Here is a 23,947-nt window from a genome sequence, read left to right on the forward strand (position 1 = left end):
CGGATTGCGCAACAGGGGCGAAAAGCGTAGCGAACGCCGGCCAGGCAAGGCGGGAAATGGCGAGGACACGGAGTTCACGATCATAAAAAAACGAGCAGTCCGAACCATTTTCCAACGCGGCCTGGCCAGGCGCAGCAGCTTTACAGCCCCTGTTTGAGGCTGGCTTCGAGGTATTCGTCTAGATCGCCGTCGAGCACCTTGTCGCAGTCGCTGCGCTCGATACCGGTACGCAGGTCCTTGATCCGCGACTGGTCGAGCACGTAGGAGCGGATCTGGTGGCCCCAGCCGATGTCGGACTTGGAGTCCTCCAGGGCCTGGGACGCGGCGGTACGCTTCTGCATTTCCAGCTCGTACAACTTGGCCCGCAGCATCTTCATCGCGGTGTCCTTGTTGGCGTGCTGGGAGCGTTCGTTCTGGCACGCCACCACGGTATTGGTCGGCACGTGGGTGATCCGCACCGCCGAATCGGTGGTGTTCACGTGCTGACCGCCCGCGCCGGAGGAGCGGTAGGTATCGATGCGCAGGTCGGCCGGGTTGATCTCGATCTCGATGTTGTCGTCGATTTCCGGCGATACGAACACCGCGGTGAACGAGGTGTGGCGACGGTTGCCGGAGTCGAACGGACTCTTGCGCACCAGGCGGTGCACGCCGATCTCGGTGCGCAGCCAGCCGAAGGCGTACTCGCCCTTGATGTGCACGGTGGCGCCCTTGATGCCGGCGACCTCGCCCTCGGACAGCTCGATGATAGTGGCGTCGAAGCCGTGCTTGTCGGCCCAGCGCAGGTACATGCGCAGCAGCATGTTGGCCCAGTCCTGGGCCTCGGTGCCACCGGAGCCGGCCTGGATGTCCAGGTAGGCGTTGTTCGGGTCCATCTCGCCGCTGAACATGCGGCGGAACTCCAGCTTCTCGAGGATCTCGCGCAGACGCTCGACTTCGTTGGCAACGTCGTCGACGGCACCCTCGTCGTCTTCCTCGACCGCCATGTCCAGCAGGTCGCGGGAGTCGGCCAGGCCGCTGGTCAGGTCGTCCAGGGTTTCCACCACCTGCGCCAGCTGGGCGCGCTCGCGGCCGAGGTTCTGGGCGTATTCGGGGTTGTTCCAGACGTTGGGGTCTTCGAGCTCGCGGTTTACTTCGACCAGGCGATCATGCTTCTGATCGTAGTCAAAGATACCCCCGAATGGTCTGGGTGCGCTCGGAGAGGTCCTTGATGCTGTTGAGGATCGGGTTGATTTCCATGGCTGGCGCTCACTCGCGGGAAAACGTCGAAAAGCTGCGAAGTATACTGCACTTGCGCCCCACAGGCAGTACGCCGGCCTCTATTTAATGCCGGCCGGCGACGCATGGCCGCCGCGCGCCGCTCAGCCCGCCGGGGCCGGCGGCACCGGCTGTTCCATCAGGCCGACCTGGTTGCGGCCATTGTTCTTGGCCTGGTAGAGCGCCTGGTCGGCCATCTCGATGAGAACCCGGAAGGTTTGCCCGCCGCCGCCCGGCACCAGGGTGCTGACGCCGATGCTGACGGTCAGGTGCGAGCCCGGGCGTGGCTGGTCGTGGCTGATCTGCAGGCTCTCCACCGTGCGCCGGACCTTCTCCGCCAGCAACCGTGCGCCGCCCGGCGAGGTGCCCGGGAGGACCATGGCGAACTCCTCGCCGCCGTACCGAGCCGCCAGGTCCGAGGAGCGACTGCAGCCCTCGCGGATGGCCCCGGCGACCTGGCGCAGGGCCTCGTCGCCGGCGACGTGGCCGAAGGTGTCGTTGTAGCTCTTGAAATAGTCCACGTCGATCATCAGCAGCGACAGTTGCGACTGCTCGCGCAGCGAGCGGCGCCACTCCATCTCCAGGTATTCGTCGAAGTGACGACGGTTGGAGAGCCCGGTCAGGCCGTCGGAGTTCATCAGCCGCTGCAGCACCAGGTTGGTCTCCAGCAACTGCTGCTGGCTCTCGCGCAGCGCCCGATAGGCCTCGTCGCGTTGCTGCAGGGCGATGTACGAACGCGAGTGGTAGCGGATCCGCGCCACCAGCTCGATGGCGTCCGGCAGCTTGACCAGGTAGTCGTTGGCGCCGGCGGCGAACGCCGCGCTCTTCACCGTCGGCTCTTCCTTGGTCGACAGGACGATGATCGGGATGTCGCGGGTCGCCGGGTTGCCGCGGTAGGCAGCGAGCAGCGTGAGGCCGTCGACGCCGGGCATCACCAGGTCCTGGAGGATCACCGTCGGCTTGATCTGGTTGGCCACCGCCACCGCCTGCTGCGGATCGGAACAGAAATGGAAGTCGATGCCCGCCTCGCTCGCCAGTGAGCGACGCACAGCCTCTCCGATCATGGCCTGATCATCGACAAGCAGTACCATGACCGCGCCGTCCAGAGGGGCGCCCAGGTCGGTCTTGCTCTCATGAGGGTTGTGCATGTTTCTCTCCGGGACCGGGGCCCCTCGTATCAAATTGAATGCTGTTCCACGCACCGCCGCGGCGGGCGCCGGCGCCTACCCTGGCGCCTGGCCGGACTCGCGCCCGGCTAATTGAATACCTCCGCCAGGCGCGGGGCGATCTTTTCCAGGGAAAGGATCTGCACCGCTGCATCGATCGCCGCCGCGGCCTTCGGCATCCCGTAGACCGCGCAACTGGCCTGGTCCTGGGCGATGGTGAGGAAACCGCGCTCGCGCATCTGCTTGAGGCCCTGGGCGCCGTCGCGGCCCATGCCGGTCAGCAGCACGCCCACGGCATCGCCACGCCAATAATTCGCCACGCTCTCGAAAAACACGTCGATGGACGGCCGGTAGACGAAAGAACGCGGTTCGGCGGTGTACACCAGCGAACCGTTGCGCAGCAGGCGGATGTGATTGTTGGTCCCCGCCAGCAGGATCTGCCCCGGTATCGGCGGCTCGCCATCGCGCGCCAGGCGTACCGGCAGCTTCGATTCGCTGGCCAGCCATTCGGCCATGCCGGCGGCGAAGACCTCGTCGACATGCTGCACCAGCACCACTGCGGCATTGAAACTGGCCGGCAGTTGCTTGAGCAACACCGCGAGCGACGCCGGACCGCCAGCCGAAGCGCCGATCGCCACCAGACGCTGGCGCGCCCCGCCGGCCTTCGGCGGCACCACCTGGACCTTGCCACGGTTATCGCGCTGGCCGATCAGCCAGCCGACGTTCTGAATCTTGCGCAACAACGGCGCCGCCGCCGTTTGCGGGTTGCCGATGCCCAGCGCCGGCGTGTTCACCGCATCGAGCGCCCCATATCCCATCGCTTCGAAAACCCGGTGCACATTCTGCTCGATATCGACGGTAACAATCACGATCGCGCAAGGACTTTCCGCCATGATCCGACGAGTTGCCTCGACGCCGTCCATCACCGGCATGAGCAGGTCCATCAGCACCACGTCGGGCGTATCGGCGGCGCACTGGGTCACCGCCTCGGCACCGTTGCTGGCGACCCAGACGATCTGGTGCTGCGGCTCGAAGGCCAGCGCGCGGCGCAGCGCCTCGACGGCCAACGGCATGTCATTGACGATTCCGATCCTCAACCCTGTGCTTCTCCGATCAGGACGACGACGGCATCCAGCAAGGCCTCATCGTGGAAACTGGCCTTCGCCAGATAATAGTCGGCGCCGGCGTCGAGACCGCGCCGACGGTCCTCCTCACGATCCTTGTAGGACACCACCATCACCGGCAGCGACTGCAGGCGGCTGTCGCGACGCACCAGGGTGACCAGTTCGATACCGTCCATGCGCGGCATGTCGATATCGGTGATGAGCAGGTCGAAATGCTCCGAGCGCAGGGCGTTCCAGCCGTCCATGCCATCCACCGCCACTGCCACGTCGTAGCCGCGGCCGAGCAGGAGCTTGCGTTCCAGCTCACGCACCGTGAGCGAGTCGTCGACCACCAGGATGCGCTTGCGTTGCGCCCCGCCGGCCTGCCGCCGGCTGCGATCGATGCGCTCCAGGCGGCCGCTGCTGAGCAGCTTGCCGACCGAATGCAGGAGGTCCTCGACGTCCAGGATCAGCACCGGCGAACCGTCGTCCAGCAAGGCGCCGGCGGAAACGTCGCGCACCTTGCCCAGGCGCGGATCGAGAGGCATCACCACCAGGGTACGCTCGCCGACGAAACGCTCCACGGCGACGCCGTAGACCGCATCGCGGTCGCGCACCACCACTACCGGGATGGCCCCTTCGGTGCGGCTGCTCTCGGGCCGCTGCAGCAGTTGCGCAGCCGAGACCAGGCCGACATGGCGACCCTCGTACCAGAAGTGCTGGCGACCTTCGAGCTGGACGATCTCCTCCGCTTCCAGCTCGCACATGCGCTCGATGTGCGCCAGCGGGAAGGCGTAGGCCTCCTCGCCGATCTCCACCACCAGGCTGCGCACCACGGACAGGGTCAGCGGCACCTCGACGTGAAACAGCGCTCCCTGCCCCTGGCGTTGCTCCATGCGCACGCCGCCGCGCAACTGGCGGACCATGTGCTGCACGGCGTCCAGTCCGACGCCGCGACCGGACACCTCGGTGACCTGCTCGCGCATGCTGAAGCCGGGCAGGAAGAGAAACGCCAGGAGTTCCTCCTCGCTCAGTTGCGCCACGGTCTCGGCGGTGGCGAACTGGCGATTGAGCACGGTCTCGCGCAGGCGCTGCAGATCGATGCCGCCGCCGTCGTCGCTCAGTTCCAGGACCAGCATGCCGGCGTGGTGGCGGGCGCGGATGGTGATCCTGCCCTCGGCCGGCTTGCCGGCGGCGAGGCGGGTTTCCGGCGCCTCGATACCGTGATCGACGGCATTGCGTAGCAGGTGGGTGAGCGGCGCTTCGAGTTTTTCCAGGACATCCCGGTCGACCTGGGTGCTTTCGCCCTCGACCAGCAGGCGCACCTGCTTGCCCAGCGAGCGGCCCAGGTCGCGAACCATCCGCGCCTGGCCGCTAAGGACGTCGGCGAATGGCCGCATCCGCGAGGCCAGCGCCGCGTCGTAGAGCACCTGGGCACGCTGGCCGCCCTGCCAGGCGAACTCGTCGAGATCGGCGATGTGCTGCACCAGCATCTGCTGGCATTCGCCAATCAGTTGCCGCGCCTCGCCGAGCATGGCCTGGGCCTGCGGGTCGAGGGCGGTTTCCTGGACCGTCTCGCGTACCACGTCGAGCGCGCGGCTGGCGCTGGACTGCAGGCGACGCAGGCGTTGCAGGGAATCGGCCAGCGGCTTGATGCGCTGGAACTCCACCAGCGACTTGCTGGAGATATCCAGCAGCCGGTCCAGGCGTTCGGCGGTGACCCGCAGGACCCGGCTGCGGCGCTCCTCGGCCTGTTCGCCGCCCGCCTGCCCGGCGGGCTCCTCGTCGTTGTCGTCGCTGGCGGCCGCTGACGCCGCTGGCGGCGCCTCGGGGACCGCTTCCGGCAGACCGGGAGTCGTCGCCGGCAGCTCCGCGCGGGCCAGCGGCAGGCCGCTGCGCACCAGGCCTTCGAGGCGCAGCACCAGGCCGTCGATCTCTTCCCGCCCGGCGCCTTCGGCCCAGCCTGCGTCGCCGGCTGGCGGGGTGCCGATACGCAGCAACAGGTCGCAGCCCTGGAGCAACGCATCGATATGTTCCGATTGCAGGAGCAGGCGTCCGTCCTGCGCCTCCACCAGGCAATCCTCCATGACGTGCGCCACGCGCACGCCGGCGTCCAGCCCGACGATCCGCGCCGCGCCTTTCAGCGAGTGCGCGGCGCGCATGCAGGCTTCCAGTTGGTCGGCCTGGGTCGGGCTGCGCTCCAGCGCCATCAGGCCGGCGTTGAGCACCTGGGTCTGGGCCTCCGCCTCGAGCCGGAACAGCTCGAGCAGCGACGCGTCTCTCATCTGGTCCGGGGTCATGCCAGGCTCCGCGCTACGGCTTGCAGGAGAGGGCCTTCGTCGAGCAGGGTGATGCTCCGCTCGCGCCATTGCAGCACGCCGGCCACGTGCCGGCGCGAGGCCTGGCCGTCGGCGTGGTTGGGCGGCAGTATCCGCGCCAGCGGAATCGCATGGATGCCGTCGACTTCCTCCACCGGCGCCACCACCGGACCGCCGGCGGCGGAAATGATCAGCATGCGCGGAACCACCCGGCGCTCGCTGACCGGCGCGGCGCCGGGTTCGAGATCCAGCAGTTCGCCGAGGGAAAGGCAGGCGACCAGCGCGCCGCGCACGTTGGTCACCCCTTGCAGGGCGCGCGAGCGCTGGTGCGGCAGGGAATGGATAGGATTCATCGGCGCCACTTCCACCAGGCTGCCGGTGGCCAGGCCGAACCACTCTTCGCCCAGGCGGAACACCAGGATCGAACGCGTCTCGCCGAGGTCGCTCTGTTCGCGCTGGCTGTCCATCGTTTCGGCGCTGTCGAGCTGGTCCTGGCGCAGGGCGATGCGGTCCAGCAAGTAGGTCGCCGCGGCAGCGTAAACCTCGCAGTTGCGGCAATGGACATGCTCGGCCAGGCGTTCGCAGGACTTGTCGCCATGCACGCCGATGCGGTTCCAGCAGTCATCCACCTGTTGGGTATCGAGCAAGGTCAGGCTCGCCTCAACCATCTTTGTTCACTCCACGGGCCGCACGTTGCTGCAGGCGCCGGGCGCCGGCATGGTCGCCGCGAGCGGCGAGCAGCGCCGCCAGGTGCGCCAGCGCCTCGGCGTGCTGCGGCTCCAGGTACAGGGCCTTGCGGTAGAAATCCTGGGCTTCCTGCTCCTGCCCGGCGACATCGCTGAGCAGCCCGAGCCAGTAGAAGACCGTGGCCGACGGCCCACGCGCGGCCAGTTGGCGCTCGCAGGCGGCGCGCGCCTCGCGGTGCTGGCCGGCATCCGCCAGGCGGGCGATTTCGTCGAACTCGCCGACGGGACTGGCGAGGGGCTGGCCGCTGGCTGGCGGAACCAGGCTGGACAGCCGCTGGCGCGGTTTCGCCGGTGGCGGCGGCGAAGGCCGAATACTCGCACGCTCCACGGCGGCGGCAACGACCGGGCGCGCTCCGTCGCTCACCGCCTTGGGCCGCGCGCCGCGGGGCGCCTCGCTGGTCCGGCGGAACACGAAAGACAGCGGCACGCCGATCGGCTGCATGCCGTGCTGGCTGAGCAGGCTCGCCTCGGCCGGACCGATGAACATCGCGCCGTCCGACCGCAACAGGCGCTTGAGCACCTCGACCACCTCGCTCTGGGTCGGGCGGTCGAAATAGATCAGCAGGTTGCGACAGAACACGAAATCGTAGGGTGCCTCGCCCGCCAGTAGCCCGGGATCGAGCAAATTGCCGCAGCGGAAGCGCACCTTGCGGCGAACCTGCTCGGCCAACTGGTAGCCCTCGGCAACCTCGCTGAAATGGCGGTCGCGAAACCCCAGTTCGTCGCCGCGAAAGGAATTCCTGCCGTACACCCCGAGGCTGGCGCGCTCGATCACCCGAGCACTGACGTCCAGGGCGTCGACCTCGAACAGGTACTCGGAGAGCCCGGCATCGAGCAAGGCCATGACGATGGAATACGGCTCCTCGCCGGTGGAACAGGGCAGGCTGAGGATCCTTAGCGCGCGTCCGCCGCCCAGGCTCGGCAGGCGCTCGAAGGCCAGCCTGGCGAGGGTGGTGAACGACTCCGGGTAGCGGAAGAACCAGGTCTCCGGCACCACCACCGCTTCGATCAGCGCCTGCACCTCGCCCGGCGAGCCGTTCAGGCGCATCCAGTATTCGTCCTCGTCGTGCAGCGCGAGGCCGCTCATGCGCTGGCGTACCGCGCGCTCGATCACCGCGCTGCCCACCGAGCTGGCATCCAGGCCGATCCTGCTCTTGAGCAGGCGTTCGAAGCGATCGTTCATGCCGTCCCCTCGCCGCACTCCGGCGGGAACAGCAGGGCGCGCACTTCGTCGGGCAGCAATGCCTCGACCCGCACCCATTGCACCAGTCCCCGTGGTCCTTCATAGACCGGACCGAGATAGCGGGCCCCGCCGTTGTCCAGGCCATAGTCGCGGAACGCCGACGGTTCGCAGCGCAGGGTATCGGTGGCCTGTTCGAGGATCAGTCCGAGCCAGACCGGCTCCCGGTCCTGGCGGGCGCGGTATTCGACCAGCACGATGCGCGTGCTGGTGCGGGCCAGCGCCGCGCGGCCGAAGGCCATTGCGCAGAGGTCGAGCACCGGGACCAGGACGCCGCGATGGGAGAACACCCCGGCGACCCATTCCGGCGCCTCCGGAATGCGCTTCAGGCGCAGCAGCGGCAGCACTTCGACCACTTCGCGGGCATCCAGGGCATAGCGGTCGCCTTCCATGCGGAACAGCAGGAACAGCTTGCTGGTGCGTCGATGATCGCCGGTGGAGCGGGACACGGTCACAGCCTCAGACTTTGAAGCGGGATACGCCGTTGCGCAGCCCGTTCGCCACCAGGTTCAGCTCATCGATGGCGAAGCTGGCCTGGCGCAGCGACTCCACGGTCTGCCCGGTGGCCTCGCCCAGTTGCACCAGCGCCTGGTTGATCTGCTCGGCACCGGTAGCCTGGGCCTGCATACCCTCGTTGACCATCTGCACCCGCGGCGCCAGCGCCTGCACCTGCTGAATGATCTGCGACAGTTGCTCGCCGACCTGGCCGACCTCGGCGATACCGCGGCGGACCTCCTCGGAGAACTTGTCCATGCCCATCACCCCGGCCGATACCGCCGACTGGATCTCGCGCACCATCTGCTCGATGTCGTAGGTGGCGACCGCGGTCTGGTCCGCCAGCCGGCGCACCTCGGTGGCCACCACGGCGAACCCGCGGCCGTACTCGCCGGCTTTCTCCGCCTCGATGGCGGCGTTCAGCGAGAGCAGGTTGGTCTGGTCGGCGACCTTGACGATGGTGGTGACCACCTGGTTGATGTTGCCGGCCTTCTCGTTGAGGATCGCCAGCTTGGCGTTGACCAGGTCGGCCGCGCCCATCACGTGGTGCATGGTTTCCTCCATGCGCGCCAGGCCCAACTGGCCGGAACCGGCCAGGGTCGACGTCTGCTCGGCGGCGCCGGAGACTTCGCTCATGGTCCGCACCAGGTCGCGCGAGGTGGCGGCGATCTCGCGAGAAGTGGCGCCGATCTCCGTGGTGGTCGCGGCGGTTTCGGTGGCGGTGGCCTGCTGCTGCTTGGAGGTCGCGGCGATCTCGGTGACCGAGGTGGTGACCTGCACCGAAGAACGCTGGGCCTGCGACACCAGGCCCTTGAGCTCTTCGGCCATGCCGTTGAAACCGGTCTCGATGGCGCCGAATTCGTCACGCCGGCCGAGGTTCAGGCGTGCGGTGAGGTCGCCACCGGCCATCAGGTCGAGGCTGCGGACGATCTTCTGGATCGGCTGGGTGATCGCCCGCAACAGCAGGAACCCGCAGATGCCGGCTACCACCACCGCCAGCAGCAGGGTCACCAGCATGCTCAGTTCGGCATCGTCCACCGCGTTTACGATGTTGTCCGAGGCGCGGTCGGCGATGTCCTTGTTCAGCTCGATCATCTCGTTGAGGTACTTGCGGCCCTCGCGCCAGTGCTCGGTCAACGGGCCGGCGACGAGCTTGCCGGCTTCCTCGAAGCGCTTCTCGCGGTAAAGCTCGAGCACCTTGTCGTGCTGCTCCAGGTAGTTCTTGCGCACGGCCTGGAAACCGGCGAGCAACTCGTGGTCGCGGGCCTCGTCCGGGTTCATGGTCTTCTGGTAGGAGGCGATCTGCTGGTCCAGGCGCTCCTCGCTGGCGAGGATACTGTCGGCCTCGGCCTTGCTCAGCTCGTGGTCGTCGGTGATGCCGAACAGTTCCTGGGTCTGCAAGTAGTTGTCGGTCCACGAACTGCGTACCAGCGTGATGAAGTACATCCCCGGCATGGCGTCGTCCTGGACACGGTAGGCGCCCTTTTCCACCGTCAACATCTTCACGTACGCAGTAGCGGCCATCAGCAGCATGATCGCGATGATCACGGCGAAACTTGCCAGGATTCGCTGGCGAACAGTCCAGTTCTTCACATTTTTCCCCAAGACTCGAGTCCGGATTCGTTCCTGCCGCCACAACGGCCCGTCAATCGCGCGGACTGTATAGGCCGTCCCCGGCACCGGCAAGCAGCGCCATAGGGTTTTCCCGCTATTGTAGGCGCTGGAAAGGCGTTTTTTGACGCCAGAAGTGTGGCAGAAAGAGAAAGAAAGAAAACTGGCAAGCCAGACTTTTCTGAGAAGACAGGCTCATCACGGAGGGAATGTGCGCCCCGTCCCCATGCCGGGAACGGGGCGCGATTTCACCGGTGGATGTCGGTATGGCGGGTTTCGCGGAGGAACAGCAAGGCGCAGACCAGGCTACCGCCGGTGATCAGCACCGGATACCAGAGGCCGTAGAAGATGTCGCCGGTGTACACCACCAGGGCGAACGAGACCGTGGGCAGGAAGCCGCCGAACCAGCCATTGCCGATGTGGTACGGCAGGGACAGCGAGGAATAGCGGATGCGGGTCGGGAACAGTTCGACCATCAGCGCCGCCAGCGGGCCGTAGCAGAGGGTGGAGATCAGTACCAGGGCGAAGATGATGGCGATCACCATCGGCTTGTTCACCTGGCTGCCGTCGGCCTGCTGCGGATAGCCTGCCGTCTTCACCGCGGCCGCCATCGCTTCGGCGTCGAAGCCGGCGATCTCGGTCTCGCCGATCCGCACCCTGACGTCGCTGCCGGCGGGCGCCGCCACCGTCGAGTAGGGCAGGCCGGCCTTGACCAGGAAGGTCTTGACCTTGTCGCAGGGGCTGTCGAAGGTCGCCTTGCCTACCGGGTCGAACTGGAAAGTGCAGGTCGCCGGGTCGGCCACCACGCTGATCGGCGACTGCCGGCTGGCCTGGTCGATGGCCGGGTTGGCGTAGTGGGTCAGGCCCTTGAACAGCGGGAAGTAGAACAGCGTGGCGAGCAACAGGCCGGCCAGCAGCACCGGCTTGCGGCCGATGCGGTCGGACAGCCAGCCGGCGACGATGAAGAACGGCGCGCCAAGCACCAGGGCGACGATCAGCAGACCGTTGGCGGTGCCGCCATCGACCTTGAGCACCTGGGTAAGGAAGAACAGCACGTAGAACTGCGCCGTGTAGAAGGTCACCGCCTGGCCGGCATTGATGCTGAACAGCGCGGTCAGCACCACCTTCAGGTTGCCCCACTGGGTGAAGGACTCGCGCAGCGGCGCCTTGCTGACCTTGCCCTCGGCCTTCATCTTGAGGAACGCTGGCGACTCGCGCATGGACAGGCGGATCCAGGTGGAGATGCCCAGCAGGACGATGGACAGCAGGAATGGCAGGCGCCAGCCCCAGGTCTCGAACTCGTCGCCGGTCAACTGGCGACAGGCCAGGATCACCAGCAGCGAGAGCAACAGGCCGAGGGTCGCGGTGGACTGGATCCAACTGGTGTAGCTACCGCGCTTGTTCGCCGGGGCGTGCTCGGCGACATAGATCGCCGCGCCGCCGTACTCGCCGCCCAGGGCCAGGCCCTGGAGCATGCGCAAGGTGACCAGGATGATCGGCGCGGCGACCCCGATCGAGGCATAGGTGGGCAGCAGGCCGACAGCGAAGGTCGACAACCCCATCAACAGGATGGTCACCAGGAAGGTGTACTTGCGCCCGATCATGTCGCCCAGGCGGCCGAACACCAGCGCGCCGAAGGGCCGCACCAGGAAGCCGGCGGCGAAGGCCATCAGGGCGAAGATGAAGGCCGTGGTGTCGTTGACGCCGGCGAAGAACTGCTTGCTGATCACCGCCGCCAGGGCGCCGTAGAGGAAGAAGTCGTACCACTCGAAGACCGTGCCCAGCGAGGAGGCGAAGATCACCTTGCGCTCCTCCTGGGGCGTGGTCGCAGGCACTGTGTAGGAAGGGGTCGTTGCGTACTCGGTCATTGCGGCTCTCCCGCCCCTTGTGGGGGCTCTTATTGTTGTCTGCCATTTCCGTTTTCAGCGTCGACCGCTGCGGCGCCGGGCGCCACGCGATACGGGGTGTAGCGATCCTCAGGCCTCCACCGCCTCCTTGCCGCCGGCCGCCATGGCGCTTTCGACGACCTGCGGCGCGGCCTCGCGGCGGCGCTCGGCGAGAATCATCTGCGCCGCCTTCTCGGCGATTACCAGCACCGGCGAACAGGTGTTGCCGGAGGTCAGGCTGGGCATGATCGAGGCATCGGCGATGCGCAGGCCGGGGATTCCGTGCACCCTCAATTGCGCATCCACCACCGCTTGCGGCCCCTGGCCCATGCGGCAGGTGCCGGCAGGGTGGAAGATGGTGGTGCCGATCTCCGCCGCAGCGCGCTGCAGATCCTCTTCGCTGCGGTATTCCGGGCCGGGCTTGTATTCCTGCGGACGGAAGGCGGCCAGCGCCGGTGCGGCGGCGATGCGGCGGGTCAGGCGTATGGCGTCGGCGGCGACCTTCAGGTCGCGCGGATCGCTCAGGTAGTTGGGCTGGATCGACGGCGCCTCGCCCGGGTCGAGCGAGCGGATGCGCACCGTCCCCCGGCTGTGCGGGCGCAGGTCGCAGACCGACGCGGTGAACGCAGGGAAGGCATGCAGCGGCTCGCCGAAGCGATCCAGCGAGAGCGGCTGGACATGGTATTCGAGGTTGGCCGAGGGCTGCTGCGGATCGGAGCGGGCGAAGGCGCCCAGTTGGCTCGGCGCCATCGACAACGGCCCGCTGCGGCTCGCCAGGTAGCGCAGGCCCATGCCCAGCTTGCCCCATAGGCTGCCGGCGATCTGGTTGAGGGTGGGAACGCCGTCGACCTTGTAGATCATGCGCAGCTGCAGGTGATCCTGGAGATTGCCACCGACCCCGGGCAACTCGTGGACGACCCCGGCGCCGAGCCGCTCCAGCAGGTCCCGCGGGCCGATCCCGGAGCGTTGCAGCAGGCACGGCGAACCGATCGCGCCGGCGCTCAGGACGATCTCGCGGCGCGCCTCGAAGCGCTGCTCGCGGCCCTGCCAACGGACCGACAGGGCCCTGGCGCGGCCGTCCTCGAGGAGCACTCGCTGGACTTCGGCATGGGTCAGAACCGTCAGGTTGGCGCGCTGGGCGATGCCGCGCAGGAAGCCTTTCGAGGCATTCCAGCGCACCCCGCCGCGCTGGTTGACCTGGAAGTAGCCGCAGCCTTCGTTGTCGCCACCGTTGAAATCCTCGACGCTGGCGATGCCGGTCTGCGCCGCCGCCTGCTGGAAGGCATCGAGCAGCTTCCAGGAGAGCCGCTGGCGTTCTACCCGCCATTCGCCGCCGGCGCCGTGCATTTCGCTGGTCCCGGCGAAATGGTCCTCCATCCTGCGGAACAGCGGCAGCAGCTCTCTCCAGCTCCAGCCCGGATTGCCTTCGGCCACCCACTGGTCGTAGTCGCGGGCCTGGCCACGCATGTAGATCATGCCATTGATCGAGGAGCATCCTCCGAGCACCTTGCCGCGCGGGTACTTCAGGGAACGACCGTTGAGCCCGGGGACCTCGTCGGTGTCGAAGCACCAGTCGGTACGCGGGTTGCCGATGCAGTAGAGGTAGCCGACGGGAATGTGGATCCAGGGATAGTTGTCCGGGCCGCCGGCTTCCAGCAGCAGGACACGGTTGGCAGGGTCGGCGGAAAGCCGGTTGGCCAGCAGGCAGCCGGCAGGTCCGGCGCCAACGATGAGGTAGTCGTAGGTATCCAGTACCTCGGGCATGGCGAGCCTCGTCTTGTCGTTCTTGTGATGGGCCGTCGGACCTGCGGATGACCGGCAAGTCTCGAACGGCTTGAGGCTAGTCGTTCATTCGCGATAAAAAAACAAACGTTTCGGGGCAGCTATTGTTCGTTTTCTAACAGCCCCCCCCTCGGCCCGGCAGAAGGCGCTCCCCATGTTCGACTGGAATGACCTGCGTTTCTTCCTCGAGTTGCAGCGCAGCGGTCGCCTGCTGACCGCCGCCAAGCGTCTCGGCACCACTCACGCCACGGTGGCCCGGCACATCGAGAACATCGAGCGCGACCTCGGCACCCAACTGTTCGCCCAGCACACCGGCGGCTACCAGTTGACTCCGGCCGGCCAGGCGCTGCTCAAGCACGCCGAGGCGATGGAGAACACCGCGCTGCTCGCCCAGGAAGAAATGAGCCAGAGCATCTCGCCGCTGGGGCAGATCCGCATCGGCGTCACCGAAGGCCTCGGCAGCGTCTTCCTCGCTCCGCGCCTGGCGCAATTGATGCGCCACTACCCGGGCCTGGAGGTCGAGCTGGTCTCGGTGCCGCGCTTCGTCAGCATCACCAACCGCGAAGCGGACATCGCCATCTCCCTCGACCGGCCGAGCGCCGACCTGGTGATCACCCGCCTGCTGACCCGCTATCGCCTGGCGTTGTTCGCCAGCCCCGCCTACCTGGAACAGGCGCCGCCGCTGCGCGACCGCGACGACCTCGGCAGGCACCAGTGGATCGGCTACGTCGACGACCTGCTGTTCAGCCAGGAACTGATGTTCCACCACAGTTTCTGCCGCCACCCGCAGGTCGTGTTCCGCAGCACCAGCGTGGTCGCCCAGCAGCAGGCGGCACAGGCCGGCATCGGCCTGGCGATCCTGCCGCACTTCATGGGTAGCCGCGATCCGTTGCTGGTACCGGTGCTGCCCGAGGAAAGCATCCAGCGCGAGTACTGGATGAGCACTCGGCGGGAGTTGCACCGCTCGGTGCGCCTGCGGGTGGTCTGGGACTTCCTGCTGGAGCTGTGCCAGCGCGAGCGAGAGGTTCTGCTCGGCCCTTCGGCAACGCCGCCGCCCTGATGGCGGCGGTTATCCGCGGAACGACACTCCGCCGTCTCAGGCCAGGCGTTGCAGCGCCTGTCTGGCCTGGTTCTCCAGCTCCAGCTTGAACGAGGGCTCCAGGCGCAGCTGCCGCGCCAGCTCCTCGAGGTAGGAGCGCTCCATGAAGCTTTCCTCGTCGACCATCAGCAGGCTGGCCAGGTACATCTCCGCGGCGATCTCCGGGGTGCTCGCGGCACGGGCGATCTCGGCCGGGTCCAGCGGCTTGTTCAGCTCGCGCTCCAGCCAGCCCTGCACCTCGCGGTCGCTGGTCAGCTTGGCCACCTCGCCTTCGATCATCTGCCGTTCGCGCTCGTCGATGTGGCCGTCGGCCTTGGCCGCACCGACGATGGCCTGGAGGATCGCGTGGCTATGCACTTCGGCCTGGGCTTCCGGCAGGCGGTCGACGGTCTGCGGCTGCGCCTGCGGCGCGGCGCCGTTCTGTTGCTGCTGCCAGTTGTTGTAGGCCTTGTAGGCGATCACCCCGAGCGCGGCGAGGCCGCCGTAGGTGATCGCCTTGCCGCCGAACTTGCGCGCCTTCTTGTTTCCCAGCAGCAGGCCGATGGCGCCGGCCGCCAGGGCTCCGCCGCCAGCGCCGGAAAGCAGGCTGCCGAGCTGTCCGCCGCCGCTGGCGCCGGGCTTGCCGCCGGACTTGTTCTGCAACATTTCCTGCCCGGACTTGAGCAATTGGTCGAGCAAACCACGGGTATTCATGAGGAACCTCCAGGACGTTCGGTAACAACCGGATTCGACCGACTCTAGCCCTTCGCGTCCGCGCTGCCCGCCGGGAGTTTGCTTCGAGATATTGCCGGCCTCCCCGGACACCGTGGCAAAGCGCGACACATGTCACATTTCTCCAGATAGAGGCCTAGTGCCAGCAGAAAGCCCTTCGACGCGCCGGCATGGCCCTCTAAACTCCGCGCCCGCCCGCGACTGCGGGTCGGCGTCCGACGCCAGCCGCTCCGCGCGCATTCGCAACAGCAATCTGTGAACATGGCTCCCCCGAGCCACCCACTGCCTCGCAAAGGACTTCCCATGACCATCTCCCGCCGCGACTTCCTGAACGGCGTAGCCCTGACCATCGCCGCAGGCCTGACCCCCGCCGAGATCCTCCGCGCCGCCCCCGGCGGCCGCTACTATCCGCCCGCGCTCACCGGCCTGCGCGGTAGCCATCCGGGCGCCTTCGAAGTCGCACACCAGATGGGCTGGGAGAAGAAGACCTTCGATGTCGACCACCTGCCGATCGAAGAGGAATACGACCTGGTGGTGGTCGGCGGCGGCATCAGCGGCCTCGCCGCCGCCTGGTTCTATCGCGAACGGCACCCCGCGGCGCGCATCCTGGTCATCGAGAACCACGACGACTTCGGCGGCCATGCCAAGCGCAACGAATTCCAGGCCGGCGGGCGCACTATCCTCGGCTACGGCGGCAGCGAGTCGCTGCAATCGCCGAACGCCCTCTATAGCGAAGACGCCAAACACCTGCTGAAACGCCTGGGCGTCGAGCTCAAGCGCTTCGAGACAGCCTTCGACACCGACTTCTACCCCGGCCTGGGCCTGTCCCGCGCGGTGTTCTTCGACAAGGCCAGCTTCGGCGTGGACAAGCTGGTCAGCGGCGACCCGACGCCGATGGTTGCCGACGAGGTCCCCCGCGATCGTCTCAATGCCCGCTCCTGGCGCGCCTTCATCGGCGACTTCCCGCTGAGCCGCGAAGACCGGGAGGCGCTCATCGCGCTGTACGAGTCACCTCGCGACTATCTTGCCGGCAAGAGCGTGGAAGAGAAGGAAACCTACCTGGCGAAGACCAGCTACCGCGACTACCTGCTCAAGAACGTCGGGCTCTCGGAAACCTCGGTGAAGTACTTCCAGGGCCGCAGCAACGACTTCTCTGCCCTCGGCGCCGACGCCCTGCCGGCGGCCGACGCATACGCCGCCGGCTTCCCCGGCTTCGACGCCCTCGGCCTGCCGCAACCCAGCGAGGAGGCCCAGGCGGAAATGGACGAGCCGTACATCTACCATTTCCCCGACGGCAACGCCTCGCTGGCTCGGCTCATGGTGCGCGACCTGATCCCCGCGGTGGCGCCGGGCCGAGGCATGGAGGACATCGTCATGGCCCGCTTCGACTACTCGAAGCTGGACCTCGCCGGGCACCCGGTGCGCCTGCGCCTGAACAGCACCGCCGTCAGCGTGCGCAACCGCGCCGGCGGCGTCGATGTCGGCTACAGCCGCGCCGGCCGCCTGCACCGGGTACGCGGCAAGCACTGCGTGATGGCCTGCTACAACATGATGGTGCCGTACCTGCTGCGCGACCTCTCCGAGGAGCAGGCCCACGCGCTGAGCCAGAACGTCAAGTTCCCGCTGGTGTACACCAAGGTATTGCTGCGCAACTGGCAGGCCTGGAAGACCCTCGGCATCCACGAGATCTACGCGCCGACCCTGCCCTACTCGCGGATCAAGCTGGACTTCCCGGTCGACCTCGGCAGCTACCGGCATCCACGCGACCCGCGGCAGCCGATCGGCGTGCACATGGTCTACGTGCCGACCACCCCGAACGCCGGCATGGACGCCCGCACCCAGGCTCGCGTAGGCCGCAGCAAGCTCTACGCGATGAGCTTCGAGCAACTGGAAAAGGACATCCGCGACCAGCTCCAGGCCATGCTCGGCCCGGCGGGCTTCGACCACCGCCGCGACATCACCGGCATCACCGTGAACCGCTGGTCGCACGGCTACTCCTACTTCATGAATACCCTCTACGACGACGAGGCGGAAAGCGAAGCGCTGATGGAACTGGCGCGAAGCAAGGTCGGCAATGTCGCCATCGCCAACTCGGATGCGGCCTGGGATGCCTACGCCCATGCCGCCATCGACCAGGCGGTGCGGGCAGTCCGCGAACTGGGTTGAAGGACGGCGACGGCAGCGGAACCCGCGCTGCCGTCGCGCCCTTCCGATGTCCAGCAAGACTGACAGAAATGTACTGACAGCGATTTCAACCCCTACTCCACGAAAGCCGTTCAAAGACCCTATGTTTCTCGGCCTCCCCTCGAAATAACCTAGGGAGAACACATAGGAAATTTCCTACTAGCATTCAGAAAAGTCCTGATTAAACCGACAGACACCATCGCTAGAATTCGAGCCCGTCCGGAGCTGCCTCCTGGCGGATTATCCGCCTGCCGGCGTTGCCGGTAGCCGCTGCGGAAACCCCCACCTCGATCGGGTTCGATTTCATGAAAACACGCGTCATCCTCGTCGACGACCACGCCCTCACCCTGATCGGCATGCGCTATCTGCTGAGTGCGTACGACGACCTGCGGATCGTCGCCCAGGCCCAGGACGCCGATGGCTTGCTGGCGCAGCTCGAAGCGCACCCCTGCGACCTGCTGATCACCGACCTGATGATGCCCGGCAGCCAGCAGGCCGACGGCTTGCGCCTGGTGCAGAAGGTCCGGCGGCGCTATCCGGACCTGCCGATCATCGTCGTCACCATGCTCGGCAACCCGGCACTCGTTTCATCCCTGCTCAAGCTGGGCATTCACGGCCTGGTGAGCAAACGCGGCATGCTCGACGATCTGCCCAAGGCGATCCGCCACGCCGGCCGTCGACCATTCATCTCGCGCTCCATCGCACACCTGCTGGAAGTGGGCGAAGCCGAGCACGGCAAGCCGCTGGCCAGCCTCGAACAACTCACCCCGCGCGAAGTGGAAGTGCTGCGCCTGTACGGCAGCGGCCTGGCGGTCGGGGAAATCGCCATCCGACTGTGCCGCAGCAAGCAGACCATCAGCGCGCAAAAGAGCAGCGCCATGCGCAAGCTTGGCCTGGACAGCAATGCCGGACTCTTTATCTACATCCGGGAAAACGGCCTGGCCTGAGCAGCGCGGCCGCGATATGTCCGCCCCGCCAGCCCGCTTCGCAAGGTCCGCGCAGCCGCTAGAATGTCCCGCAGCGCCGGGCGTCTTCCGTGCCCGCCTCCACCAAAGGACTCTTTTCACATGGACCGTAACCGCCGCCTCTCCGCCCGACTCTGCCTCCTGCTGCTGGGACTCGCCAGCCAGGCCGAAGCCCGCGAACCGCAGCCCTGCGCGTCGCGACTGCTTGACGCCGTAGCCAGGCAGGTCGGCCACGATGGCTGGATAGCCCCTTCGTACGAATCTTCCGGTCCGTTCCTCGCCGTGGCCTGCAAGCCCTGGCCGGACGACCCCGCGCAGACGGTGATCGCCATGGCCTACCTGGATCCGGGCGACACCGCCGTGGAAGGCGAACGCCACCCGCATCTGCTATTGGCCAAGGCCGACAGCCGCAGCGGCAGGCTGCTCGAACGCTACGACAGCGACTTCGAAGAAGACGCGTCCGTCGCCGTCGGCAGCGACAGCCTCTGGCTGGACACCGCACGCTATCGCCTGAGCCCGACGGTGCGCGCCTTCGGCGTGGTATTCCATAGCGTGGCGCGTGGCGCCAGTTGTCCGGAAGCCGGCTTCGACAACCTGCTGACCCTGGTGGTGCCGGCCGGCGAAGGCAAGCTGCGGCCGGTGCTCAATACCTACCTGGACCAGTGGAGGACGCTGAAAGGCTCGGTCTGCTCCGCCGAGCCCGGGTTCGAACAGGAAGTCTCGCACCTGACCCTGGAACTCGGCCGCGGACGCTCCAACGGCTTTGCCGACCTGGTCATCACCTCGCGGGTCAGCGACGGCGAAACGGAGAACGGCAAACCCTTGCGCACGGTGAAGCGCACGCTGCGCTATGACGGCGAGCGCTACCCGTTCGAGGAGTATTCGGACTTCTGGCACCGCCAGTGAGGGGAGACCGTGGCCAGCAGCCACGGCGAAACAGCGGAACCGCGCGCCCGCCGCAAGGGACGGACGCGCTCGGGGAACTCAGCTCTCGCTGGTTTCCTCGCTCTCTTCGACGGGCGCCGGCTCCTGCTCCGGCTCGCCTTCGTCGTCCTGCTCGTCGTCCGACTGGCAATACGGGGTCGGGTCCTGCGGCCAGATCGCCTTGCCATTGCCGTCGAGCAACTGTTCGGCGCCGCAATCGGTGGTGGCCACGGTGAAGCGCGGCTTGCCGTTCAGGTCGTACAGTGCGCGCAAGGTTTCCGTCGCCTCGTCGCCAGTGCCGCTGACTTCGTAGCCCAGGATGTAACCCTGCTGCGGATTCACCTCCAGCTTCTGCCAGAGCGCTGGAACCAGCGTGCGTCCCTGGCGATCGAGCAACACGGTGTGGGCAGCGTTGTCCATACCGTCGAGACCTTCCAGGAAACGACCGTCATACGCAGACTGGATGCTGATCAGTTCGCCCGGCTCCAGCAGCATCTTGCCGCTGCGGTCCATCAGGCCCACCACCGGCACCTGGCTTTCCGAACCCATGAAGCTGACGGTCTTCTGCGGCCCGCCCTTCTTCGCCACGACGAACAGGTCGTTGCCCAGCGCGCCGATCTGCGCATAACCCGGCTTCACCCACTCGCTGCCTTCGTCGAGGTTGAAGATGCCGAAGTCGGCGCTGAACAGGCCGGTGCTCACGCCGACGGCAGCCAGGCCGGGCACGTCGACGGTGTAGCCAAGCGCGGTGAGGCCGGCGCTGTCGGCCGAATCGTACTGCGGCTGCACCTTCCAGGCGCCGCTGCGATCGATCAGGCCGTACTTGCCCGACGAGCCATCTTCCATGCGCTGCTGGGCCAGCCCGCCCTGCTTGCCGAAGGCGCCGCAACCGGCGAACTGGGCGGCGATCGCCACCTTGCCCTGGTAGTCGAGGTAGCCACAGGGGCTGTCGTACTTCTCGCGGAACGCGACCAGGCCGTTGGCCGGGGTGCCCAGGTAATCGTAGCTCTTGCCGTCACCGACCACGTCGCCCTTGGCATCCACCAGTTGGGAGCCCTTGCCGATGACGCTGGCGCTCATCACGCCGTCGTGGAGGTCGCCCAGGCTCTCGTAGGCCACGGCCTTCTGTTCGCCGGTAGCGAGGTTGATGATCCACTTCTCCTCGCCACGCTCGGCGCTGATCAAGCCGCCGTGTTCGGCGACGCTGCCGTTGACCAGGGTGGTGTCGTAGAGCGCCTCGGTGAGCTGCTTGCCCTTGGCATCGAGGATGCCGCGCTTGCCATCGATCTCGTAGATGATGAATTCGTTGGCACTGTTGGGGTAGATGTCGTCGAAACGCGGCGCCTGGACTTCCTTGCCCTGGCCGTCGACCACGCCGTACTTGCCATCGCGGACGAAGCCATAGAGGTTGGGGGTGAGCAGCGACAGGGCTTCGCCGATATCGTCGCGCAACACCTTGCCGTCCTTCGCCTGGATCAGGTTCCAGCGCTCCTCGCGCGCCGCCATCAGGGTGCCCTGGTAGGCGCTGGCGACGATATTGTCGTAGTCGTTGTCGAACGGCACGAGCAGCTTGGCGTCCTGGTCGATCACCGCGCACTGGCCGTTGAGGCATAGCGGGATGCTCAGTGCAGCCATGCTCGGTGCGGCCGGTTGCGGCGCGACCGCCGCAGGCTTCGGCGCATCGTCGCCCTGGTTGCAGGCGCTGAGGAGCAAGGTGGAAACGGAGACGGCGAGGGTGTTGCGGCCGATACGCGACAGTCTTTGCATGCGGATATGTTCTCGTATGATCCCTGAGATATGTGTCCAGCCGCGATGCGCGCGACATCGCGGAACGCGGTAGCCTTCCCGACGGAAAGGCGCGGGCATGATGCCCGTGCCGCGGACCGCCTGGCAATGCCCTGATCCGTCGGCTCGGCGACAGGCGGCGCGCTTGCTGGCAGAATCGCGGCTTTCCGCAAACCGCGCAGGTACCGCCCCATGAACGACCGACTGCAGATCGAAGACCTCCTCCTGGGCGACGGCAAGGAGGTAGTGAAGGGTGCGCTGATCACCACCCAGTACAAGGGCACCCTGGAAGACGGCACGCTGTTCGACTCCTCCTACGAGCGCGGCCGGCCATTCCAGTGCGTGATCGGCACCGGACGAGTGATCAAGGGTTGGGACCAGGGCCTGATGGGCATGAAGGTCGGCGGCAAGCGACGGCTGTTCGTCCCTTCCCACCTGGCCTACGGCGAACGGCAGGTCGGCGCGCACATCAAGCCCCATTCCAACCTGCTGTTCGAGATCGAACTGCTGGAAGTGCTCACCCGCGACGACTGAGCCGAGGGACGGCGGCGGCCTCTGGCCGCCATGCGCAGGACGAATAGTCGCTCGACTATCCGCCCTGCACGAAGCCGGTTTCTCTTCTAATCCGCGGGCCGAGCCGCGGAACCCGTGGCAATGGCGCGAGGCAGGCCGTCCAGCGCACGCAGCAGGCAGAACCCCAGGACGGCCCCCGCCGCGCCCGCGACCAGCATCAGGCCGATCGCGCCCGACCAGTCGAAACGGCTGACGATCAGGCCGATCAGCAAGGGGCCGATCACCTGCCCCAGGTAGTTGCCCTGCATTACCCAGCCGATGGCCAGTGGCGTCAGCGAAGGCGCGGGCGAGGCCAGCGGCGCGGTCGCCAGCACGGTGGTGGGGAGCATGCCGGCGACCGCCGAGAAGACGAACCCCAGCGCAATCGCCAGGAGCCCCGGCATCGCGGCATGGAAGAACGCCGCACCGGTGAGTCCCATCAGGATCGCGGTGCTCGCCAGCAAGGCGCCGGGACGTATGCCGCGGGAAAGGATGAAACCCGCCGCGACATTGCCCAGGGCGTTCGCCGCGACGATGGCCGCGCCGATGAGTCCCGCAGTCTCCAGGGCGACACCCAGGCGCTGCATGAGGAACACGGGGAGGAACGTCATCAGGGCGAAGAACTGCAGGTTGTAGGTGGTGAAGCCGAGCGCCAGCAGGGTGATCGCCGGAACCTTGAGCAACGTGCCAAGACCGGCCGGCCTCACGCCTGCCGCCCTGCACCCATCGTCGGCAGGGACGCTGAGCGGCAGCAGCAGCGCCGCGACCAGTACCAGCAGTGCGCTCAGTTGCCAGTCGGCACGCCAGTCCGCGAGCAGCGGCCCGAACAGCATCGAGAGGGCGATTCCGCCTGCCATGAAGGTGCTCCACAGACCGAACACCACGCTGCGCCGCGTCTCGCTGGTGATCCTGTGCAACACGGCGGGCGCCGCCACTACCACGATGAGGAAACCGAGCCCCTCGACGAAGCGAGTGGCAAGCAACCAGGCGAAGTCCTGCATCGACGCACCGAGGAGGCTCGCCCCGCCGAGAATCGCCAGCCCACCGGTCAGCAGCCGGCGATCTCCCCAGCGACGCACCAGGAGGCCGGCGGCGATGCCGCCGAATACGCCGACGAACGGAAAGGCGGACATGATCCAGCTCAGCGCGGCGAGGTCGCCGCCGAAGCTCCGTTGCAGCGACGGCAGGGCGATGGTCGCCTTGCCGACATGCAGGGCAGCGGCGATGCCGGCGAAGATCACATTGGCAACTGCCAGCCATCGCGGGCTGGCCTGGGGGTGCGGACGAGCGAGAGTGGACGGGCTATCCATCGTTGCCTCCGGGCATGGAGTGGCGCCCGGCAAGATCGCCAGACGCTCTGCGCGGATTCTGATAGCTCAAGTTAACTTGAGGTAAAGAGCCCAGGAATCAAACGATGTGTTCCATCGCCCGCACCAATGGCAATCCGGCACGCCCGCTCAGTAGAAGTGCTCGCCGTAGAGGTCCCAGGCATTGCGCCGGGCTGCCCGGCGCAGCTGCTCGGTGTAATCCCGCCGGCCGACGGCGGATCGTCCCGAGCTGGCAGCGACAGCTTCGGTCTCGGTGCGGGACGGTTTGTTGCGCGGAGTGTTCAGGGACATGGCGGCGTCACCAGTTCATCCCCGTCGCCGGCCCGCTCAGCAGTGCCTTCGCCATGCCGCGGGCGGACGCCAGGTCCGGCGCCACGCTCACCGGCGGGCCGTAGACAGCCTGCAGCACCGGCGCCAGTTGCTGCAGGTCGGCGAGGTTGTCCGGCTGGCCGTTAGCACTGAGCAGGATGCCCCGGCAATGCTCGACGAAGCGCTGGCGATTTTCCTTGAGCCACAACACCAGGCGCTTGCGCGCCTGCTGGTCGCCTTCAGCTGTTTCCTGCGGGAGCGGCGGATAGACCAGGGCGAAATCGCGCTCGACGGCCAGCAGCGCCTCGACCTCCTCCAACCAGCGCTCGACATCGGCCAGCTCGCGGGGCATCTCGCGGACCTGGACCAAGGGAAAGGCATCGATATCCAACAGGCTCTTAGCGGGGGCATTCATGGGGGGACTCCTGCGGGGAGGCAAGGCGGAGGAATGAGCGGAAGTGCTTGCCAAAACAGTACTGTACGATACAG

General features: G+C 67.0%; 20 protein-coding genes. 5 read left to right on the forward strand and 15 right to left on the reverse strand.

What is annotated here, in order from left to right; genetic code table 11:
- Positions 1-140 precede the first annotated feature (140 nt).
- From prfB to JHD77_RS13760, 10 genes are all read right to left on the reverse strand, one after another.
- Positions 141-1,236, reverse strand: a protein-coding gene (prfB, locus tag JHD77_RS13715; protein ID WP_010895661.1) for a peptide chain release factor 2 whose coding sequence is annotated in 2 segments (ribosomal slippage) — positions 141-1,163 and positions 1,165-1,236 — 1,095 coding nt in all. Because the reading frame shifts where the segments join, the coding sequence is not laid out codon by codon here.
- A gap of 122 nt (positions 1,237-1,358) precedes the next feature.
- Entirely contained in the window at positions 1,359-2,402 is a 1,044-nt protein-coding gene (wspR, locus tag JHD77_RS13720; RefSeq protein WP_003103734.1) for a Wsp signal transduction system regulator diguanylate cyclase WspR, read from the reverse strand.
- A 107-nt stretch (positions 2,403-2,509) separates the two neighbouring features.
- Positions 2,510-3,517, reverse strand: coding sequence for a Wsp signal transduction system protein-glutamate methylesterase WspF (gene wspF, locus JHD77_RS13725; RefSeq protein ID WP_003119328.1), 1,008 nt, complete (start codon positions 3,515-3,517; stop codon positions 2,510-2,512).
- Positions 3,514-5,823: a Wsp signal transduction system sensor histidine kinase WspE gene (wspE, locus tag JHD77_RS13730; protein ID WP_003103736.1), complete on the reverse strand. Its 2,310-nt coding sequence runs from the start codon at positions 5,821-5,823 to the stop codon at positions 3,514-3,516. Before wspE ends, wspF begins: the two co-directional genes overlap by 4 nt.
- Positions 5,820-6,509, reverse strand: coding sequence for a chemotaxis protein CheW (locus JHD77_RS13735; RefSeq protein ID WP_003103738.1), 690 nt, complete (start codon positions 6,507-6,509; stop codon positions 5,820-5,822). The genes wspE and JHD77_RS13735 overlap by 4 nt, the downstream gene beginning before the upstream one ends.
- Positions 6,502-7,770: a CheR family methyltransferase gene (locus JHD77_RS13740; RefSeq protein WP_003122132.1), complete on the reverse strand. Its 1,269-nt coding sequence runs from the start codon at positions 7,768-7,770 to the stop codon at positions 6,502-6,504. Before JHD77_RS13740 ends, JHD77_RS13735 begins: the two co-directional genes overlap by 8 nt.
- Positions 7,767-8,282, reverse strand: a complete 516-nt coding sequence (locus JHD77_RS13745; protein WP_003106290.1) for a chemotaxis protein CheW — start codon at positions 8,280-8,282, stop codon at positions 7,767-7,769. The genes JHD77_RS13740 and JHD77_RS13745 overlap by 4 nt, the downstream gene beginning before the upstream one ends.
- Before the next feature lie 4 nt (positions 8,283-8,286).
- Positions 8,287-9,915: a Wsp signal transduction system chemoreceptor WspA gene (wspA, locus tag JHD77_RS13750; protein ID WP_003106291.1), complete on the reverse strand. Its 1,629-nt coding sequence runs from the start codon at positions 9,913-9,915 to the stop codon at positions 8,287-8,289.
- A gap of 266 nt (positions 9,916-10,181) precedes the next feature.
- Positions 10,182-11,801 carry an MFS transporter gene (locus JHD77_RS13755; RefSeq protein ID WP_003106293.1) on the reverse strand — a complete coding sequence of 540 codons (1,620 nt, stop codon included), beginning with the start codon at positions 11,799-11,801 and terminating at the stop codon, positions 10,182-10,184.
- 108 nt (positions 11,802-11,909) lie between these two features.
- Positions 11,910-13,583, reverse strand: coding sequence for a GMC family oxidoreductase (locus tag JHD77_RS13760; protein ID WP_003159433.1), 1,674 nt, complete (start codon positions 13,581-13,583; stop codon positions 11,910-11,912).
- 172 nt (positions 13,584-13,755) lie between these two features.
- On the opposite strand from JHD77_RS13760, the gene JHD77_RS13765 reads away from it, so the two are divergent.
- Positions 13,756-14,661 (forward strand): LysR family transcriptional regulator, encoded by a 906-nt coding sequence (locus tag JHD77_RS13765; RefSeq protein WP_003092552.1) that lies wholly within the window; start codon positions 13,756-13,758, stop codon positions 14,659-14,661.
- Between the two features lie 36 nt (positions 14,662-14,697).
- On the opposite strand, the gene JHD77_RS13770 is transcribed toward JHD77_RS13765, so the two are convergent.
- Positions 14,698-15,393 carry a tellurite resistance TerB family protein gene (locus JHD77_RS13770; RefSeq protein WP_003106298.1) on the reverse strand — a complete coding sequence of 232 codons (696 nt, stop codon included), beginning with the start codon at positions 15,391-15,393 and terminating at the stop codon, positions 14,698-14,700.
- A 321-nt stretch (positions 15,394-15,714) separates the two neighbouring features.
- Between JHD77_RS13770 and JHD77_RS13775 the strand changes: the two genes are divergently transcribed.
- The 3 genes from JHD77_RS13775 to JHD77_RS13785 all read left to right on the forward strand — a co-directional run bounded on the left by JHD77_RS13775 (position 15,715) and on the right by JHD77_RS13785 (position 19,466).
- Positions 15,715-17,577, forward strand: a complete 1,863-nt coding sequence (locus tag JHD77_RS13775; RefSeq protein ID WP_003113842.1) for an NAD(P)/FAD-dependent oxidoreductase — start codon at positions 15,715-15,717, stop codon at positions 17,575-17,577.
- 323 nt (positions 17,578-17,900) lie between these two features.
- The gene (gene ttsR / locus JHD77_RS13780) at positions 17,901-18,542 is read left to right on the forward strand and encodes a two-component system response regulator TtsR (RefSeq protein ID WP_003092560.1); all 642 of its coding nucleotides are present in this window, start codon (positions 17,901-17,903) and stop codon (positions 18,540-18,542) included.
- Positions 18,543-18,662: 120 nt separating this feature from the next.
- On the forward strand, positions 18,663-19,466 hold the full coding sequence (locus JHD77_RS13785) for a hypothetical protein (protein WP_003113840.1): 804 nt from the start codon (positions 18,663-18,665) through the stop codon (positions 19,464-19,466).
- Positions 19,467-19,544: 78 nt separating this feature from the next.
- Here the strand turns inward: JHD77_RS13785 and JHD77_RS13790 are convergent, their stop codons facing one another.
- Positions 19,545-21,251: a WG repeat-containing protein gene (locus tag JHD77_RS13790; RefSeq protein ID WP_003100693.1), complete on the reverse strand. Its 1,707-nt coding sequence runs from the start codon at positions 21,249-21,251 to the stop codon at positions 19,545-19,547.
- Positions 21,252-21,461: 210 nt separating this feature from the next.
- Between JHD77_RS13790 and JHD77_RS13795 the strand changes: the two genes are divergently transcribed.
- Positions 21,462-21,803 (forward strand): FKBP-type peptidyl-prolyl cis-trans isomerase, encoded by a 342-nt coding sequence (locus JHD77_RS13795; RefSeq protein ID WP_003092567.1) that lies wholly within the window; start codon positions 21,462-21,464, stop codon positions 21,801-21,803.
- Positions 21,804-21,889: 86 nt separating this feature from the next.
- Here the strand turns inward: JHD77_RS13795 and JHD77_RS13800 are convergent, their stop codons facing one another.
- The 3 genes from JHD77_RS13800 to JHD77_RS13810 form a co-directional block, all read right to left on the reverse strand.
- Positions 21,890-23,131: an MFS transporter gene (locus JHD77_RS13800; RefSeq protein WP_010793373.1), complete on the reverse strand. Its 1,242-nt coding sequence runs from the start codon at positions 23,129-23,131 to the stop codon at positions 21,890-21,892.
- Positions 23,132-23,278: 147 nt separating this feature from the next.
- Complete coding sequence (gene armR, locus JHD77_RS13805) at positions 23,279-23,440, reverse strand: MexR antirepressor ArmR (protein ID WP_003100689.1); 162 nt, start codon at positions 23,438-23,440, stop codon at positions 23,279-23,281.
- Positions 23,441-23,447: 7 nt separating this feature from the next.
- Complete coding sequence (locus tag JHD77_RS13810; RefSeq protein WP_003100688.1) at positions 23,448-23,873, reverse strand: hypothetical protein; 426 nt, start codon at positions 23,871-23,873, stop codon at positions 23,448-23,450.
- Positions 23,874-23,947: the final 74 nt, after the last annotated feature.

Origin of the sequence: Pseudomonas sp. P20 (assembly GCF_016463925.1) — a bacterium.
GTDB classification, from domain to species: domain Bacteria; phylum Pseudomonadota; class Gammaproteobacteria; order Pseudomonadales; family Pseudomonadaceae; genus Pseudomonas; species Pseudomonas aeruginosa.